This window comes from Nonomuraea insulae, from assembly GCF_042656245.1.
Genome location: NZ_JBHSPA010000115.1, coordinates 44918 through 61083 on the forward strand (window position 1 = coordinate 44918; position 16166 = coordinate 61083).

At 69.9% G+C, this 16166-nt stretch carries 16 protein-coding genes and 2 pseudogenes; 8 read left to right on the forward strand and 10 right to left on the reverse strand.

The genetic code is table 11. The features are described 5' to 3' along the window. Positions 1 to 16: 16 nt before the first annotated feature. Positions 17 to 1408, reverse strand: coding sequence for a family 43 glycosylhydrolase (locus ACFPZ3_RS63635; protein WP_379524123.1), 1392 nt, complete (start codon positions 1406 to 1408; stop codon positions 17 to 19). A gap of 286 nt (positions 1409 to 1694) precedes the next feature. Between ACFPZ3_RS63635 and ACFPZ3_RS63640 the strand changes: the two genes are divergently transcribed. Next, complete coding sequence (locus ACFPZ3_RS63640) at positions 1695 to 3134, forward strand: glycoside hydrolase family 43 protein (protein ID WP_379524124.1); 1440 nt, start codon at positions 1695 to 1697, stop codon at positions 3132 to 3134. A gap of 25 nt (positions 3135 to 3159) precedes the next feature. Here ACFPZ3_RS63640 and ACFPZ3_RS63645 read toward each other — a convergent pair whose 3' ends face one another. Both ACFPZ3_RS63645 and ACFPZ3_RS63650 read right to left on the reverse strand, forming a co-directional pair. Then, on the reverse strand, positions 3160 to 3450 hold the full coding sequence (locus ACFPZ3_RS63645) for a hypothetical protein (RefSeq protein ID WP_379524125.1): 291 nt from the start codon (positions 3448 to 3450) through the stop codon (positions 3160 to 3162). A 176-nt stretch (positions 3451 to 3626) separates the two neighbouring features. Further along, a complete protein-coding gene (locus tag ACFPZ3_RS63650) occupies positions 3627 to 4856 on the reverse strand; it encodes a serine hydrolase domain-containing protein (RefSeq protein WP_379524319.1) in 1230 nt (409 codons plus the stop codon). A 245-nt stretch (positions 4857 to 5101) separates the two neighbouring features. Between ACFPZ3_RS63650 and ACFPZ3_RS63655 the strand changes: the two genes are divergently transcribed. Next, positions 5102 to 5764 carry a class I SAM-dependent methyltransferase gene (locus ACFPZ3_RS63655; protein ID WP_379524126.1) on the forward strand — a complete coding sequence of 221 codons (663 nt, stop codon included), beginning with the start codon at positions 5102 to 5104 and terminating at the stop codon, positions 5762 to 5764. A gap of 41 nt (positions 5765 to 5805) precedes the next feature. On the opposite strand, the gene ACFPZ3_RS63660 is transcribed toward ACFPZ3_RS63655, so the two are convergent. Further along, positions 5806 to 6687: a cyclase family protein gene (locus ACFPZ3_RS63660; protein WP_379524127.1), complete on the reverse strand. Its 882-nt coding sequence runs from the start codon at positions 6685 to 6687 to the stop codon at positions 5806 to 5808. Between the two features lie 410 nt (positions 6688 to 7097). On the opposite strand from ACFPZ3_RS63660, the pseudogene ACFPZ3_RS63665 reads away from it, so the two are divergent. Further along, positions 7098 to 7193: pseudogene (locus tag ACFPZ3_RS63665) on the forward strand (hypothetical protein); the annotation flags it as partial. Here ACFPZ3_RS63665 and ACFPZ3_RS63670 read toward each other — a convergent pair. Then, positions 7160 to 7291 (reverse strand): hypothetical protein, encoded by a 132-nt coding sequence (locus tag ACFPZ3_RS63670; RefSeq protein ID WP_379524323.1) that lies wholly within the window; start codon positions 7289 to 7291, stop codon positions 7160 to 7162. The pseudogene ACFPZ3_RS63665 and the gene ACFPZ3_RS63670 sit on opposite strands and share 34 nt — an antisense overlap. 287 nt (positions 7292 to 7578) lie before the next feature. Here ACFPZ3_RS63670 and ACFPZ3_RS63675 point away from each other — a divergent pair. From ACFPZ3_RS63675 to ACFPZ3_RS63690, 4 genes and pseudogenes are all read left to right on the forward strand, one after another. Further along, positions 7579 to 7698, forward strand: a pseudogene (locus ACFPZ3_RS63675) (class I SAM-dependent methyltransferase); the annotation flags it as partial. 6 nt (positions 7699 to 7704) lie between these two features. After that, positions 7705 to 7866, forward strand: coding sequence for a hypothetical protein (locus ACFPZ3_RS63680; protein WP_379524324.1), 162 nt, complete (start codon positions 7705 to 7707; stop codon positions 7864 to 7866). Between the two features lie 262 nt (positions 7867 to 8128). After that, entirely contained in the window at positions 8129 to 8689 is a 561-nt protein-coding gene (locus tag ACFPZ3_RS63685) for a hypothetical protein (protein ID WP_379524128.1), read from the forward strand. A gap of 22 nt (positions 8690 to 8711) precedes the next feature. After that, positions 8712 to 9071: a 5-carboxymethyl-2-hydroxymuconate Delta-isomerase gene (locus ACFPZ3_RS63690; protein ID WP_379524129.1), complete on the forward strand. Its 360-nt coding sequence runs from the start codon at positions 8712 to 8714 to the stop codon at positions 9069 to 9071. Between the two features lie 28 nt (positions 9072 to 9099). Here the strand turns inward: ACFPZ3_RS63690 and ACFPZ3_RS63695 are convergent, their stop codons facing one another. Together ACFPZ3_RS63695 and ACFPZ3_RS63700 are read right to left on the reverse strand one after the other, a co-directional pair. Continuing rightward, complete coding sequence (locus ACFPZ3_RS63695; RefSeq protein ID WP_379524130.1) at positions 9100 to 10209, reverse strand: hypothetical protein; 1110 nt, start codon at positions 10207 to 10209, stop codon at positions 9100 to 9102. Further along, entirely contained in the window at positions 10202 to 11329 is a 1128-nt protein-coding gene (locus ACFPZ3_RS63700) for a sensor histidine kinase (protein ID WP_379524131.1), read from the reverse strand. Before ACFPZ3_RS63700 ends, ACFPZ3_RS63695 begins: the two co-directional genes overlap by 8 nt. Positions 11330 to 11504: 175 nt before the next feature. On the opposite strand from ACFPZ3_RS63700, the gene ACFPZ3_RS63705 reads away from it, so the two are divergent. Further along, a complete protein-coding gene (locus ACFPZ3_RS63705; RefSeq protein ID WP_379524132.1) occupies positions 11505 to 11669 on the forward strand; it encodes a hypothetical protein in 165 nt (54 codons plus the stop codon). A 4-nt stretch (positions 11670 to 11673) separates the two neighbouring features. On the opposite strand, the gene ACFPZ3_RS63710 is transcribed toward ACFPZ3_RS63705, so the two are convergent. The 3 genes from ACFPZ3_RS63710 to ACFPZ3_RS63720 all read right to left on the reverse strand — a co-directional run bounded on the left by ACFPZ3_RS63710 (position 11674) and on the right by ACFPZ3_RS63720 (position 16166). Continuing rightward, complete coding sequence (locus ACFPZ3_RS63710; RefSeq protein ID WP_379524133.1) at positions 11674 to 12543, reverse strand: amidohydrolase family protein; 870 nt, start codon at positions 12541 to 12543, stop codon at positions 11674 to 11676. A 21-nt stretch (positions 12544 to 12564) separates the two neighbouring features. Beyond that, positions 12565 to 13617 (reverse strand): aldo/keto reductase, encoded by a 1053-nt coding sequence (locus ACFPZ3_RS63715; RefSeq protein WP_379524134.1) that lies wholly within the window; start codon positions 13615 to 13617, stop codon positions 12565 to 12567. A gap of 161 nt (positions 13618 to 13778) precedes the next feature. Then, the gene (locus ACFPZ3_RS63720) at positions 13779 to 16166 is read right to left on the reverse strand and encodes a glycoside hydrolase family 95 protein (RefSeq protein WP_379524135.1); all 2388 of its coding nucleotides are present in this window, start codon (positions 16164 to 16166) and stop codon (positions 13779 to 13781) included.

A 16166-nucleotide genomic window follows, 5' to 3' on the forward strand; every position in this document is an offset into this window, starting at 1 on the left:
GGCGCGACCCGCGGGCTCAGAGGGTCGGCACGATCGGGCGGATCGTCCCGTCCGCGGCGAACTCCAGCCGATCGACGGCCACCTCCCGGTTGGTCCCGTTCCCTGCCGGCACGGCGAACCGGTGGTAGGCGACGTACCACGTGTCGGTGCCGGGTGCCCGGACGACCGAATGGTGCCCGGTGCCCTTGATCCCGGCCTCCAACCGCTTCTGCAGCACCACGCCGCGCCCGGTCCACGGCCCCAGCGGACTCGGCCCGGTCGCGTACGCCACCCGGTAGTCCTCGCTCCGGGTGTCGTTCTCCGACCACATGAGGTAGTAGATCCCGCCGCGTTTGAACACGAACGGCGCCTCGTTGTAGCCCGACGGGGTGATCGTCCGCACTTGCGCGGGGTCGAAGGAGGTCATGTCGCCGTTCAACGGCACGACGCGGGCGGCGCCCTGCCCCCAGTAGAGGTAGGCGCGGCCGTCGTCGTCGGTGAAGACCATCGGGTCGATCGCCTGGCCGGAGTACTGACCGGCAGCGATGAGCGGCCGCCCGAGCGCGTCACGGAACGGGCCCGTCGGCGAGTCGGAGACCGCGACGCCCAGCTGCTTGGCGGTGTTCCCGGTGGCGGCGCCGCCGCTGAAGTACAGGTAGTAGCGCCCGTTGGCCGCCGCGACCGCCGGGGCCCAGGCCGAGTCGTCCGCCCAGGACACGTCGGGACCGTGGTCGAGCACGACGCCGTGGTCGGTCCAGGTCATCAGGTCGGCGGAGGAGAACGCCTTGTAGTACGTGCCGCGCCAGCCCGCGTAGCCGTCGGTCGTCGCGTACAGGTAGTAACGGCCGTTGATCGCGGTGACGTGCGGGTCGGCGAACAGGCCGGGGATCACCGGGTTCCGGTTCGTCCTGGGTGCCCACGGTGCGGCGATCCGGAACGAGCTGTCCGCGCGGAAGGTCGCGGTGTCCTGGTAGGGGTCCAGCCAGAGCTCGAAGTCGCGGTGCCTGATCCGCCGGCTCGGATAGTTGTACGAGGTCAGCGACGTGGATCCGGCCACCGAACCGTCGGCGGCGCAGAACGTGGCGTCGGCCAGGAAGGTCGCGTCGCCCGTGTTGGCGTCCACGCGCAGCCGCCAGTCGCGGTGCCGCAGGAACAGGCCGTCCTTGCTCTGGAACGAGTAGCAGGACGGCGCGGCCAGGCCGTTGACGATCGTGAAGGTCGCGTCGAGCTTGGTCGCGGCCGTGGCGGCCGAGGTGACCGGGTCGACTCGGCCGAGCGCGCCGGCGTGCCGGACGTACCGGCCGGGGTAGTTGACCGACTCCAGCGACCGGGCGCCGGTCGGCAGCGTCGCGGCGTACGCCGGAGCGGTGGTCGTCACCAGGCCGAAACAGGCCAGAACGAGCGCGGCCGTGGCGGCCATCCATCTCATGCGTGCCTCTTTCCGAGCGCCAGTGATGTTATCGCTAACATTCGTCGGTGGTTTCCGGCACGGCGATAGTGGCCATGTCGGCGTCGCATCAGTGTGTGCGCACCCCATCAGATCGGTCAATACCCGATCAGACCTGTTGACATCAGCGATGGTTACGTAAACACTCTGCGCAACACAACAGAAAACCTTCCCCGCCCGCCGGTGGATCCCGTCCGGGCGGCCTGCGCGTCTGAATGTTAGCGCTAACATCTGGACCACCCGGACAACCGGAGAAACCATGACACCCATGCTGCGACGGACGGGGCTGATCGGGCTGGTCGGCGCCCTGGTGCTCGCGCTCGGCCTCGTCGCCTTCGAACGCCCCGCCAAGGCCGCCGACCCCAACACCGCCTATCTGATGGCGCACTTCACCGGTGAGAGCGCCAACGGCGAGCAGATCTACTTCGCGACCAGCACCGACGGCCTCCACTGGACCGACCTCAACAGCTCCCTGCCCGTGCTCACATCGAGCGTCGGCGAGCTCGGCGTCCGCGACCCCGCCATCGTGCGCTCGCCGTCCGGCGACCGGTTCTACCTGATCGCCACCGACCTGCGCATCGCCAGCGGCAAGGGCTGGAGCGCCGCCCAGCACGACGGCAGCACCTCGCTCGTGGTGTGGGAGTCGGCCAACCTCGTCACCTGGTCGGCGCCACGCCTGGTGAACGTCGCGGGAGCCATCCCCGACGCCGGCTGCGCGTGGGCGCCCGAGGCGATCTACGACCCGGCGACCGGCGACTACGTCGTCTACTGGGCGACGATCTCCCCGCGCAACGGCGTCGACAAGGCCCGCGTCTACTACTCCCGCACCCGCGACTTCCGTACGTTTACCGGCGCGCAGCTCTACATCGACCGGCCGGGCACGCAGGGCATCATCGACACGCAGATCCTCGAGATTCCCGGCAGCGTCGGCGGCTACCGCTACGTCCGCGCGTCCGGCGACGGCCAGATCACGATCGAGGGCAGCAACCAGATCCTCACCGGCTGGACCCGCCTCGGCGACATCTCCCATCTCGGCCTCACCGGCGCGCAGGTCGAGGGCCCGATCCTGCACCAGTACAACGGCCGCGACGAGTGGGCCCTCTGGGTCGACCAGTACGCCGCCGGCCGCGGCTACCTCCCGCTGACCACGGCCAACCCCGCCGACCCCGGCGTCTATCGTGTCCGCGGAACGTCGGAGTACGCGCTCGGCGCCGGCCGCAAACGGCACGGCTCGATCACCGGCATCACCCAGGCGCAGCTCACCGCGCTGCGGTCGAAGTGGGGCGGCCCCGCCTCGGCCGGCACCCAGCGCCTCCAGTCGGTCAACTTCCCCGACCGTTACGTACGGCACAGCAATTTCGACGTCCGCATCGACCCGAACGTGAGCCCGGCGGCCGACTCGCAGTGGCGCATCGTCCCGGGCCTGGCCGACCCGTCGGCGGTGTCGTTCGAGTCGTCGAACTTCCCCGGCTGGTACCTGCGCCACTCCAACTACGACTTCGTCCTGGCCAAGTACGACGGGAGCGCCACGTTCGGCGGGGACGCGACCTTCCGCCGGGTGCCGGGCCTGTCCGACTCCTCGGCGGCCTCGTTCCAGTCCTACAACTTCCCCGACCGCTACCTCCGCCACTCCAGCTACCTGCTTCGTCTGGATCCGATCAGCACGGCCACGGGCCGGGGAGACGCCACCTTCCGCCTCACCAGCTGACCTTGAGTCGGTCGTGACCGGCGGTTCACCTGACGCCGGCGGCGCGCGCGATGCGCGCCGCCGCTCGTTCGGCGATCATGATCGTCGGGGCCTGGGTGTTGCCTCGGGTAATGGCCGGCATGACGGAGGCGTCGCCGTCGTCGCCGAGATAATCGGGATCGACCAGTGGCGGCCGTGCCGGGTCCGTGCCTGACAGCCGCACGTTGCCGCGGCTGTCCGGGTCCAGCACGCTGATCGCGCAGGTGACGACCGGCTCCTCGATCAGCGTCAGCTCCCCGGTCATGCCCAGCAACGTCAGGGTGAACTGAAGATCCACCGTCGGACGCGTGGCGTCGCTGCGGAGCACCGCGGCGACCTGGGTGAGCGAGGCGAGCGGGCCGCGTCGCAGCAGCCGGTAGTCGCGGGCGTCCTTCTCGGTCAGCCTGTTCCAGGTCCCCCACCCGCACGCCCACGGCCCTGGTCCCGTCCAGCGACAACGAGGTGACCTCGGTGTCAGCCGTCGATGGCCTGGTAGAGCGTGGTCCAGAAGTCGTGGATGAGCCGCGCCGAGTCCGGGACGGACATGCCGACCTGGGTGAGCACGATTCCGGTGAGCTGGTTGGCGGGGTCGGCGTAGGTGGAGGTGCCGCTGCCACCGTCCCAGCCGAACTGGCCGACGGGCGCGTAGTCGCCGCGGTAGGTGCGCACCGCCATCCCGAAGCCCCAGCCACCGTGCTGGCCCTGGCCGAAGGACAGATGGACGTTGTTGACGGCCAGGGCGGTCCGGGCGGCTGTCTGCTCGGGGGTGAGACGGTTGGTGGTCATCAGCTCGACGGCGGGCCGCGACAGGATCCGCTGACTGCCGCGCATTCCGCCGTTGAGCAACATCCGGAAGAAGGCGTGGTAGTCGTCGACGGTGGAGACCAGCCCGCCCCCGCTGCCCTGGAACGCCGGCGGCCGGCTCCACCGTCCGCCTGCGGCCTCGTCCCACACGATGAACTCGCCGCTCTGCGGGTCGGGAGCGTACAGGGTCGGCATCCTGTCGATCTTGTCGGCGGGCACGTGGAAGCCGGTGTCGATCATGCCGAGAGGGTCGAGGACGCGCTCGCGCAGGAACGTCTCGAACGACTGACCCGTGACCCTGGCCACCAGCACACTGAGGACGTCGTGGCTGATCTGGTACTGCCAGCGCTCCCCCGGCTGGCACATCAGCGGAAGCTCGCCCAGGCGGCGGATCCACTCATCCGGCCCGGGCATCGGCTCCGGCAGATCGGGCGTGAGCCCCCGCTCGAAGATCGCCCCCATGATCGGGGTGCCCAGCGCCGTCATGTCCATGCCGAGCCCGAAGGTGGAGGTCAGCAGGTCACGTACGGTGATCGGCCGCCGCGCCGGGACCGTGTCGTCGAGCGGGCCGTCGATCCGCTTCAGCACCTGCCGGTCGGCCAGTTCCGGCAGCCACCGCTCCGCCAGGTCATCCAGCCGCAGCCGGCACTCATCGAGCAGCACCATCGCCGCCGCCATCGCGACCGGCTTCGACGTCGAGGCCATCCGGAAGATCGTGTCGCGGCGCATCGGCGCGCCACCGTCATGACGCATCGTCCCCATCGCTTCGACGTGCGTCTCATCGCCGCGGCCGACCAGGGCGACCAGCCCGGGAATCTTCCCGGACTCGACATGCCGCGCCAGCACCTCACGCCACCTGCGCAGCCCCGCCTCGGAAAAGCCGTTGTCGCCGGTTCCCATCATGAATCTCCTTGCGGTCTTGCGAGCCCCGCCCCTCGTCGGGTGCGAGCTCGTCGTGGTCACGGGAGTAACCATCGCCGACTGCTCTGATACCGGACCGTCGCCGTCCTGACGCCGCCGCTGACACGCGTTTGCGCGGAAGCCGAGATGACTGACGAAGAAGCGTTCGCTTGACTCCGTACGAGATGCGAGTGTATCTCTAGAGTACATCACTAGAGTTAAGCTCTAACGTCTTGGAGGCGACGATGAACCAGCCCGGCACCACCCAGAAGCCGGACCTGACCTCAACGCAGCGAGAGCAGGAGGAGGGGTCCGTCCACCGCGCGCTGGAGGGCTACTACCGCGCGGGCAAGCCGCCGTGGGACACCGGCGTGACGCCGCCCGAGCTGGTCGACCTGGTGGAGGGGCACGGCGCGCTGCCACCCGGCCGTGCCCTCGAACTCGGCTGCGGTACGGGGACCAACGCCATCTACCTCGCTCGGCACGGCTGGGAGGTGGCGGCCGTCGACCTGATCGACCGCGCCGTCGACCAGGCCAGGGAGAAGGCCGAGGCGGCGGGAGCGGCGGTGCGGCTGCTGCACGGAGACGCCACCCGCCTCGACGAGCTGGACGTGCCCGGCCCCTTCGACCTGTTCTTCGACCTGAGCTGCTACTGCGGGGTCCCGCTGCACCGCCGCGACGCCTACGCCGCCGGGCTCACCCACCGCGCCGCTCCTGGAGCACGGTTGCTGATGTTCGGGTACGGCCCCGAGCCGCTCGGCAGCTCGACCACCGAGATCACGTCGTGGGCGGCGGGCGTCACAGCCGACGAACTGCGCGCCAGGTTCGCCGGCTGGGAACTCCTCGACGTCACACCGGGCACCAACTCGGTGCCGACCTTCTGGTTCACGCTGCGTCGCGACGCCTGACGGCGGCCCCGTCCGCGCTGCGGCATGGACGGGGCGCTTTTCTACAAGATGGCCAGAGGGTTCACCGGCAGGCCGGTGGTGCCGAGGATGCGCGGCACCGCGGCCACGAACAGGAACGTGTAGCGGCCGTGTTCCGCGCAGACGGCGGTGAGTGCCTCCGCGTTGGCGCCGTCGATCAGCGGGATGCCGAGACGGGCCAGCGCGAGCCGGTGCAGTGCGCCGGGAATCTCGTCCTTGAGCGGCGGGGACGCGTCACCGATGTCCCCGGCGTAGATGGCGATCTCGTGGTCGTGCATCCACCGGACCGCTCCGGCGGTCATCCCCGGCAGCGCCCGGCCGTGGTCGGCGACCCGGTCCCAGCCGCCCCGTACGACGAGGGCGTCGCCCGATCGCACCTCGACGCCCTCCCGCTCGGCCGCGGCGCTCAGATCATCGGCCGTGACGGCGTGTCCGTCGGGCAGACGGCTCTGCGGAGCCAGGTCGAGCAGCACGCCCCGGGTCACGATGCCATCGGCGAACGCGTCCGCGGCGCCATGGCTCACTCCTGCGGGGCCGGAGCTGTCCGCCTGCGCGATCCCCGGATAGACCTGCCCGTCGGTGACCATGTGCGCCATGGCGTCCAGGTGCGTGACCTCGGGATGGTGCGTATTGACGATCATCAGCTCGGCCATTCCCAGCGGCGGCGAACCGGTGAACATCATGGCGGTCTGCACCGCCGTCGAGTCCGCCCGCAGGGTCGCCATCGGCCCGGCGATCAACGGTGCGATCGGGGTCTCCCTGGCCAGCGAGACCGTCACTCCCGTACGCGCCTCCGCGACGCCCCGCGCCCGGGCCTCCGCGGTGATGAAATTGACAGCGCCGAGTTGATCCGTATCGCCCCAACGCCCCCAGTTGCTGGGGAATTCGGCAAGGTTCCGGTCCATAGTGATCTTCCTTTCGCCGACCGGCACTTCCTGAAAGAGACGGCTTCCACGCCGGTGAAGTGCCAGGCGATGGAATGTTATGACGAGCGGGCCGTTGCCATTCAGGATGTCGCGGGCTCCCCCGGTGACCGGCGCGCGGGAAGCGGAGTGGCGGTGAAGCCCTGCCCGGGGTCGTAGGTCTCCTTGGGTGGCGGCCCCGTGGAACCGGCGCAGGGCGATCCCTGCTCCCGGCCCGGGACGTGCCTCGGGTCCTGCGCGGTGTGAGCTCCTAGATGAGGCCGGGCCGCACGACCACCGCGGGTCACCATGACAGGGGAGGCCAAACCGGAGACCTTCCAGGACAACGCGGCGGCGCTGGTGTCCTTCGGTGAGGAAAGTCGCCGAAGGCCGTGCTGTTGGTGACATCCGTGGTGTTCGGCGCGCTGCACATCATCTCGCAGAGCTCGGCGGACACGCTCGCCGAGCGCCTGCTCTACGTGGTCCAGGCGATCGCGCTCGGCTTCGCCTGCGGGGCGGCGCGGGCGCGCACGGGGACGGTGTGGATGGCGGTCGGCGTGCACGTCGGCCTGCACACCGGCAACATGCTGCTGCCGACCCAGGACATCCACTACGGCGTCCAACTCGTCATCCTCATCTGCACGTTCTCCGTCACCGGGCTGCTCCTGCTGAGAGATACGGAGGGCGGCACCGGAGCGGCCGTCGACGGGCCTGGTGGAGAAAGGCTCCTGATGCGGATCTCGGTGGCTGTGACCCCAGCGACCAGCACGAGGCCGGCGTCTGGAGCGGTTCAGGAGGCGGCGTCACTGATCGGCGCGGACTGGCGGTGGCGCGGCGTGAGCGGACGGAGCGGCTCCTCGTCAACGGCTCGCCTGGTTCGCGTAGGACCGTCAGCTGAGTGCCCAGGACCGAAGCGCGGACGTCGTCCTGCTGCTCGGCCCGCTCTACCACCTGACCGCACCGGCCGACCGGGCGCGGGCGCTCGCCGAGGCACAGCGGGTGCTGCGTCCAGGAGGCCTCGTGGCGGCCGCCGCCATCAGCCGCTACCTGTCGCTCCTGGAGGCCGGCACGACCGGGCGGCTCACCGCGGAGATGACCTCCGCGGTCGAGGCCCTCATCGCCGAACAGGATCCTCTGATGATCAACGCCAGCGCCCATCTTCTGGCCGTGGCTCGGGTGTAGCGGTCACCAGCCGGCGGGCATCACACCGGCGCCGGGCACCGTGATCACCTGGCCGACGTCGCACTCACGCGATTGCGGCATTTGCCGGATCCGCCGTCGTCGGCGACCGGAGAACGTCCCGTGACCTGGCCCTTTGAAGCGGAATCCTTGGTCAAGTGTTAGATGTTCGGCCGCCGATTGCGCAATCCTTGAGAAGGCGAGAACGACGCAGCCGACCGTACTGGCTGCCCCCGAAGCGATGAACAAGTGCGATGGCGGATCCGTGGAACAGCTGGAATACCGAAAGCTCATCAAGGTGCTGGAGCAGGTGGCCGCGGCTCGGCAGGGGGCGCTCTATCCGGTGCTGGCCGAGGCCTTGGCCGTCCATCTCGGGTGGGTCAACGCGTTCGTGGCCGAGAACCCCGCGTATCTGGCGCTGGGAGGCGATGGCCAGGAGCAGTACCTCACCATGTTCCGGCCGGACTTCGTCGATGAATACGCCGAACGCTGGCGCTGGAACAATCCGTTCGCCTCGCGCGACGGGGTCGCCTGCCTGACCCGTCACGGTGTGGCGACCCTCGGACAACTCCGCCTGCGGGCGACCGGCCCGGAGCGGGACTTCGCCGACAAGTTCCTGCACCGCCACGGCATCGACGACATGCTGAAGATCGTCGTCAGGTCCCCGGCCACGGGCGCGGTCAGCACGCTGGGGGTGCCGTTCGACGGCGCGCGGCGCGCCATCGAGCCGGGCGACCGGTTGATGGCGGCCACGCTGGGCCCGTTGCTGAGCCCGTACTTCGACGCGGATCTTGCACCTGGCGGGTGCCGAGTTCCTCGAAGGTGACGCGGGCACGATAATGGGCGATATGCCGCAGATCACCGTTGAGTACTCAGAGTCCCTGGCCGAGGCGTTCGATCGGCGCGGATTCGCGCTGGCGCTCCACCCTGCCGCCGCCGAGCTGATCAGCAGCGCCCTGCCGAGCTTCAAGACCCGCTTCCATCCGATCGGCGAGGCGGTCATCGGCGGCGGGGAGCCCGGAGAGGCGATGGTCCACGTGGATCTGGCGATCCTGCCCGGCCGCGACGCCGAACTGAAAGCCCGCCTCGGTGAACTGGCCCTCGCGACGTTGTGCGATCACATCAAGCCAGGGACGGGGTTGAACGTCCAGGTCACGGTCGAGGTTCGGAAGATCGCGAGCTACCACAAACGCGTTCTGGCACCGTAGCGTGATCGTCTGCGAACGTCCGCGGTGATCAGCTCGTCCGCTGCCAGCGGGCCTCCATCCAGAGCGAATCGTCGCTGTTCAAAGCCTCGACCTCGACACCGGGTGTCGCCGGGCTCGGCATGTTCATCTCACGGCAGTCCGCGACCACGTTGACCGACACCAGCTCAGCACTACCGATGACGGTGACGCGTGCCCGGGAGACGGCGGTCGCGAGGACGATGATCACTGCCTCGGTGAGATCGCGCCGAACGGCCACGGGCGGCTCGGGCCACTGACCGCGCGTGTCCAGTTCCACCACGACGCCCTTGCGGTCCGCCACGTCGATGCAGTGGCGCAGCTCGTGCAACAGAGGGTTCTCGACATCGTCCGCCTCGGCGAACAGTCTCCGCATCCTGGCCGCCTCGATGGCGCAGCGTCGCTGGACCGCCGGGTCCTCGGGGCGCAGCGAGCCGTCGGCGAGTCCCTCCAGGAGCGGGATGGTGGTAGCCGACAACTCGGCGAACCGCTGCTGCCTGCGGCCGTGGGATTCCGCGGCGACGGCCTCGGCGACACGTACCCGCTCGATCTCCCCGCGGGAGGTCGCCGCCGCCGCGCTGAGGCCGCGCGTGACGGCCGCCATCACGGCAGCGCACAGAGGCAGGCCGAACACGGTCACCGAGCCGGTGGCGAACCGGGCCAGGTCCGCCCGGCTGGGGTCATCGAGCAGGAGCAGGTGGAGCAGGGCGGTGAGCTCGTGGGCCAGCAGGAACGACGCGGCGGTCCGCAACGGGCGATCGAGCAGTACGACGACGCCCACCCAGTTCGCGGCGCCGAACATCCAATCGACGCTGGTCGATGTGCGCCCATCCGGCAGGGTCACGTACGACAGCGCGGACACGATGAGCACGACGGCGATGACGGGCCCGCGCGACCGGCCCCACGAACGTCCGCGGACGAGCAGCGTGGCCTCACCGGCGAGCACGGCTGCCAGCGCCGCGAAGGCGGCCAGTTGTGCGAGTGAGGACTGGTAGCGGTCGATGTTGCTCATCAGGTTGGTCAGGCCGGGCCCGAACACGGTCGCCATGGCGACGACCAGCGTCGCGATCCGCAAACCGTGCCTCAGCTGGGCGCGCGTCACCTCTTCGCCGGTGTCACTCATGGCCGGCCTGCCACTCCAGTCGTACGAGGGTGCCCTCGCCCTCGGCGGAGGTGATCGTGGCCGTGCCACCGATGCGGTCGATCCTGCCGCGTACGGACTCGCGGATGCCGCGCCGGGTGGCCGGCACGTCCGTCGGCGAGAATCCCTTCCCGCGATCCGCGATGTCGAGTCGTAGCGCTCTCTCGCTCCCGCGCAGCCGGACGGTCGCGTGGGTCGTGCCCGCGTGGCGGCGTACGTTGGTGAGGGTTTCCCGTGCCGCGTCGGCGATCGCCCTGGCGACGTCGAACGGAAGCCGCAGCTGCGCGGGGGCGTCGAACTCCACGGTCAGATGCGTGGCGTCGAGGTTGGCGCGCAGCAGGTCGACGAGGTCCGCGTACGGCGGTGCCTGCCTGCTGTCGGAGCGCAGCTGGTCCAGATCGCGGCGCGCCTGCGGTGCCAGCCAGTCCGCGTCGGAACGCACCTGGCCGATGCCGACCAGCAGCAGGGTCGTGGCCGCCGTGTCGTGCAACGTGTTGGCGAGCTCGCGTTCCTCCGCGCGGGCCGCCGCGGCCACCAGCGACTCTCCGCGTGCTCGTTCGGCCTCGGCCGCTAATCGGTCGGCCCGTTCCGCGCCGCGCTTGAGGAGCATCCAGGCCGCTCCGGACAGCGCGGCCCCCGGAATCGCCCACGCTGTCCCTGTGACCAGGCTCCGGTCCGACTCCACCGCTCCCGCCGCGATGAGGATGACCACCGCCCCGCCCCCGGCCGCCAGCGCCGCCGCGCCGCCCGCCAGGAGCGGAGTGTGCCATTGACACGTCACACAGGCGAAGGTGACCAGAAGCCGCAGCCACCCGGTGTTCCTGTCCTCGACGGCGCCGGTCCAGAAGACGCTCGCGAACAGTCCGAGCAGCACGACCACGTCGAGGGCGACCGGCATGTTCCCCCGGCCCATGCGCAGCCACCAGGCGTATCCGCAGGTCCAGGCGGCTGCGGCGCCGACCACGTACGCCGTGGCCGTGAATTGCCCGGGAGTGGCGCGGGACAGGGCGATCACGCAGATCGGAACGAGCGTCGCCAGGCGCACGGCGGCCGCGTATCGACGGCCGAAGCGCACCAGCAGCCGCACTGCTTCCTCAGCCAACCCGCTACCCCTCAGCTCATCCCGACCGCGATCTTGCCGTGACGCAGCCTAACGAGTCGCGAGCGCGAAACGGGAGGCCGATCTGTCACGGCAGCCGTCGAGGGACCGTGAACAAGAATCGGGGCTTCGCCGAACTACAGATGTTCCGATGCAACCGATGGAAAGACCGGCATTCATGACAGCTCCCCCCAAGGATTCGGCGCCGCCCAGCGAGGACACCGACGCGCAGGTGGTGGAGGCATCGCGGCATCACCTGCTCCAGCGCCCGCCCCTGGCTGTACGGCATGCCCATGTTCTGCTGACTCCACCGGGCGAGGGCCGGGCCGGCGGTGTCGCCTGACACCTCAGATGCCCGGCAGACGATAGTACGTCTGGGCGGTCCGGCCGAAGACCTGTTCCGATTCCGCCGGGCTCAGGCCGCTCAGGACAGTGGAGAGGGCATCCACGACGTCGCCGTAGGCCGACGCCGCGAGCAGGCAGACGGGCCAGTCGGAGCCGAACATGACACGGTCGACGGTGAACAGGTCGACGACACGCTCGACGAAGGGCCGCAGGATGTCCGCGGACCAGTTGGTCCAGTTCGCTTCGGTGACCATGCCGGAGAGCTTCACGCGCGCGTTGGGGAGCGCGGCGAGGTCGGCGATGGCCGCCGCCCAGGGTTCGTCCCAGCCGCCGGCGATGCCGGGCTTGGCGATGTGGTCGAGCACGAAGCGAAGATCGGGCAGGGCTACGACGGCGGCGGTGGCGGCAGGGAGTTCGCGGGTTCGCACAAGCAGGTCGTAGGCGAGTCCGCGGGCCGCCACCTGGCCAAGTCCGTGCCGGACGTCGGGACGTCCCAGCCACGCGGCGTCGTCCTCGTCGTGGACCTGGTGGCGGATGCCGACGAGGAGCGGCCCGTACTCGTCGAGCAGTTCGTCGAGGACCTCGCCGACGGTGGGCGCGGTGAGGTCCACCCACCCGACGACGCCGTGGACGAACGGGGTCTCACGGGCGATGTCGAGGAAGAGGCGCGTCTCGGCGAGGTCGGAGACGGTCTGGACGAGGACCGTGCCGTCGATGCCGTTGGCCGTGAGCTCGCCGGCGAGGTCGTCCGGTGTGTACGAGCGGCGCACGGGGTCCAGCGCGGCGTCGTCCATCCATGGATAACGGAACCTGGCAGGGTCCCAGAAGTGCTGGTGCGCGTCGATGCGAACAGCGTGCCGGTCGTTCATCATGGTGTGTCCCTTCGGATCGCGTCAGTGGTCGGGCAGGGCCGTGACGCCGGAAGGGACTGGGGCGTCGTGGAGCAACAGGCCACTCGAACGCAGATCGTGCCACAGCGCGGCCGGGATGTTCACCCGGAGCAGGTCGAGGTCCATGTCCAGCTCGTCGGGTGACCGGGCTCCTATCAGAACGCTGGCGACCTGGGGGTGGGCGAGGGGGAACTGGATGGCCGCCGCCGCCAACGGCACGTCGTGGCGGTCGCAGACGGCCTTGATCCGCCGGGCTCTCTCGACGATGGCGCCGGAGGCGGGAACGTAGTCGTAGCGCGCCTGCGGCGCCGGATCCAGCAGGATGCCACTGTTGAACACGCCGCCCACGACGACCTTCGTTCCTCGCCTGCGGCAGGCCGGCAGCAGGTCCGCCATGGCGCTCTGGTCGAGGAGGGTGTACCGCCCGGCGAGGAGGACGAGATCGAGGTCACAGTTCTCCACGAGCCTGGTCAGCACCGGCGTGCGGTTCATGCCGGCGCCGATCGCCCGGACCGTTCCGGCTTCGCGCAGGTCCCGCAGGGCGGCGTAGGCGGTGGTGCCGGCGTCCTCGTAGTGGTTGTCCGGGTCGTGGAGGTAGAGGATGTCGACCCGGTCCAGCCCCAGTCGGTCGAGGCTCTCCTCCAGTGAGGTGCGGACACCGTCGTAGCTGAAGTCCCACACCGGGCCGGTCGCGGGTACCTCTCTGTAGAAGGGCTGTCCCTCGTGGTACTGGCTGTCGTCGCGGGGTGCGCCGGCGCGCAGGAGCCGGCCGACCTTGGAGGAGATGACCAGGTCCGTACGCGGCTTGGCGTCCAGGGCCGCGGCGAGGCGCCGTTCGGCGAGGCCGTGCCCGTACAGCGGCGCGGTATCGAAATAGCGGATGCCCGCGTCGTATGCCCGGCGGATGGTTCCGACGGCCTGCTCCTCCGGGACGACACCGAGGAAGTTGGCCAGCGAGGCCGTACCGAGACCGACGCGCGGCAGGTCGAGTCCGTTGTCGCCGATCGGGACGCGAGCATCGTTGATCGCTCCGGCGGCGCGGTGTGTCTTCGACACGCTGGCTCCCACTTCGTGTGTGCCTGTGATGTTGGCATTGATTCAGCCATCGCCGCCCGGGCCTGGCAACGTCGAACAGCGGATGTCGAACTTTCGGAGAAGGGATGTGCCGGACGTCCGCGAGGCAAGGTTTCCGGCTCGTTCCGTACGTGCCCCTCTCGCTACCTGTCAGCGATCCGGTACGGTCTCCCGGGCTGGATCTGGCAGACGCGCACGTCGTCGCCGTAGCGAACGCGTGTTCGCACGGGTCTGGGTGCCCGGACGGTGGCGTGGTCCAGTTGGCCACCGGTCCAGGTGAGGTCGACCTCGATGCCGCCACGGGCCCGGAGCCCGCGTACCGATCCGTTGGGCCACGCGGACGGGAGTGCGGGCAGCAGTTCGATCTCTTCGCCGTCGGACTGGAGCAGCATCTCGGCGATGCCCGCCGTGCCGCCGGCGTTGCCGTCGAAGGAGTAGATGTTCTGGGCCGCGCCGGCGACGCCGCCGGCGGAGAAGGACAGCAGGTTCGCCTCGCTGGCGTCCGCGATGAGACTGCGGACGTGCTGATGGGCGGTGTCACCGTCGAGCAGCCGTGCGAAGTAGACGGCGAGGTTGGCCTCGGCCCACTCGGTCTGTTCCCATCCCGGCGCCGCCTCGCGGCGCTCGATGGTCACCCGGGCCGCGCGGGCGAGGTCGGGGGTGGCCCGTGGGGAGATCTGCCGCTCCGGGAAGAGCGCCATCAGGTGCGAGGTGTGCCGGTGGCTGGGCACCGCTTCGTCGAGATCGATCAGCCACTCCTGCAACTGGCCGTGGCGTCCGATCCGGAACGGCGGGAGTCGCCGGCGTGCCTCACGGACCCGTTCACGGAATGAGGAATCGAGGTCCAGCCTTTCCGAGGCTTCGACGCACATCCGGAAGATCGCGTCGACGAACACGCGGTCGCACGTCGATCCCATCGACACCGAGCATTGCTCTCCGGTGGGCGCGAGATACCAGTTCTCCGGCGAGTCGGATGGTCCGGTGACAAGCCAGCCGTGATCGGGCTCGGGGACGAGATAGTCCAGGAAGAACTCGGCGGCCTCCTTGATCACTGGATAGGCGCGGTCGCGGAGGAACCGCTCGTTCTGGCCGTACTCCCACCGCTCCCAGTGCTGCATGGCGATCCAGGCTCCGCCGGTGACGTTCAGTCCCCAGCCCATGCCCCATCCGGGCGCGGTGTAGCCCCAGGCGTTGGTGACCGTGTGGGCGACCCATCCACGTGCGCCGTAGAGGCGGCGGGCGGTGTCGCGGCCGTGCGACCGGAGGTTCTCGACGAGGCGGAGCAGGGGTTCCTGGCATTCGCCGAGGCCGGTCGCCTCCGCGGCCCAGTAGTTCTGCTGGGTGTTCATGTCGAGGTGGAAGTCGTTCGTCCACGACGCGCTGCTGGCCAGGCCGTCGTTCCAGAGTCCCTGTAGCGCCAGGGGCAGCGGCGAGTCATGCCGCGATCCGGCGATGGTGAGGTACCTGCCGTACTGGAAGTAGAGGGCGATCAGCTCAGGATCCTCTTCGCCGGCGGACAGCCGGTCGCGACGCTCGTCGGTCGGGGACTCCGAGATGTCCCGGCCACTGCCGCCGAGGTCGATCGATACCCGTCGCATCAGCTCGGAGACGTCCGTGACGTGGGCGTCCCTGAGCCCCGGCCAGCTCAGCGCCGCGGCCGCGTCCAGCGGGCCAAGAGCGTCCTCGTCCGGCCGTCCGTGCTGCCAGCTCGTCCCGATGGCGACGAGAACGGTCGCCGAGTCAGCGCCGTGAAGCAGGAGCCGCCCGCCCGCGGCGGTCTTGGTCCCGCCGTCATGCAGGAGCCTGATCCGGATGGTGAGATCGACGCCGTCGCGGCCGTTGCTGTGCAGCGTCTCGACCGCTCGCCCGGACAGCGCGAGGTCCTCGTTCTCGATCCTCGTCACCAGCGGGAAGACACTCTCACCGACGGACACCTGAAGGCTGACGGCGCCCGGGGCGGTGGCCTCGATACGGTAGGCGATCAGCTGGGCGGGATGCGACGCGACCGCCTCGGTCGTGTACCGGATGCCGCGGCGGGTGAAGGCGGACCTGACGACGCCGTCGGTGAGACTCAGGCCGCGGCGATAGTCCTGGACCGGGCCGCCGTCGCTGTGTTCGATCACGACCTCGGGCAACGGGAGATTGGTGCCGAACGACGTGGGGCGGCCCAGCAGGTGTTCGGCCGTCAACCGCTGCGCCTGCGCGTGCTCGCCGGCGAACAGCAACGCCCGAACGCGGTCGATCTGGTCGAGTCCAGTAGGGCTGACATCGTCGCCGGACGGCGCGCCGGACCAGGCGGTCGACTCGGACAGCTGGATCCGTTCGGTGTCGGTGCCGCCGTAGACCATCCCGCCCAGGCGGCCGTTGCCGATGGGGAGGGCCTCGAACCAGCGAGTCGCGGGCGCGCGGTACCACAGCTCGCCGGCATCGGCTGGTGCCGGCGAGCGGCCGTCGGCTGGTGCCGGCGAACTGTCGTCGGCTGGTGCCGGCGAACTGTCGTCGCTCAGGTGGTCGGTGCCGGCCAGAGGCAT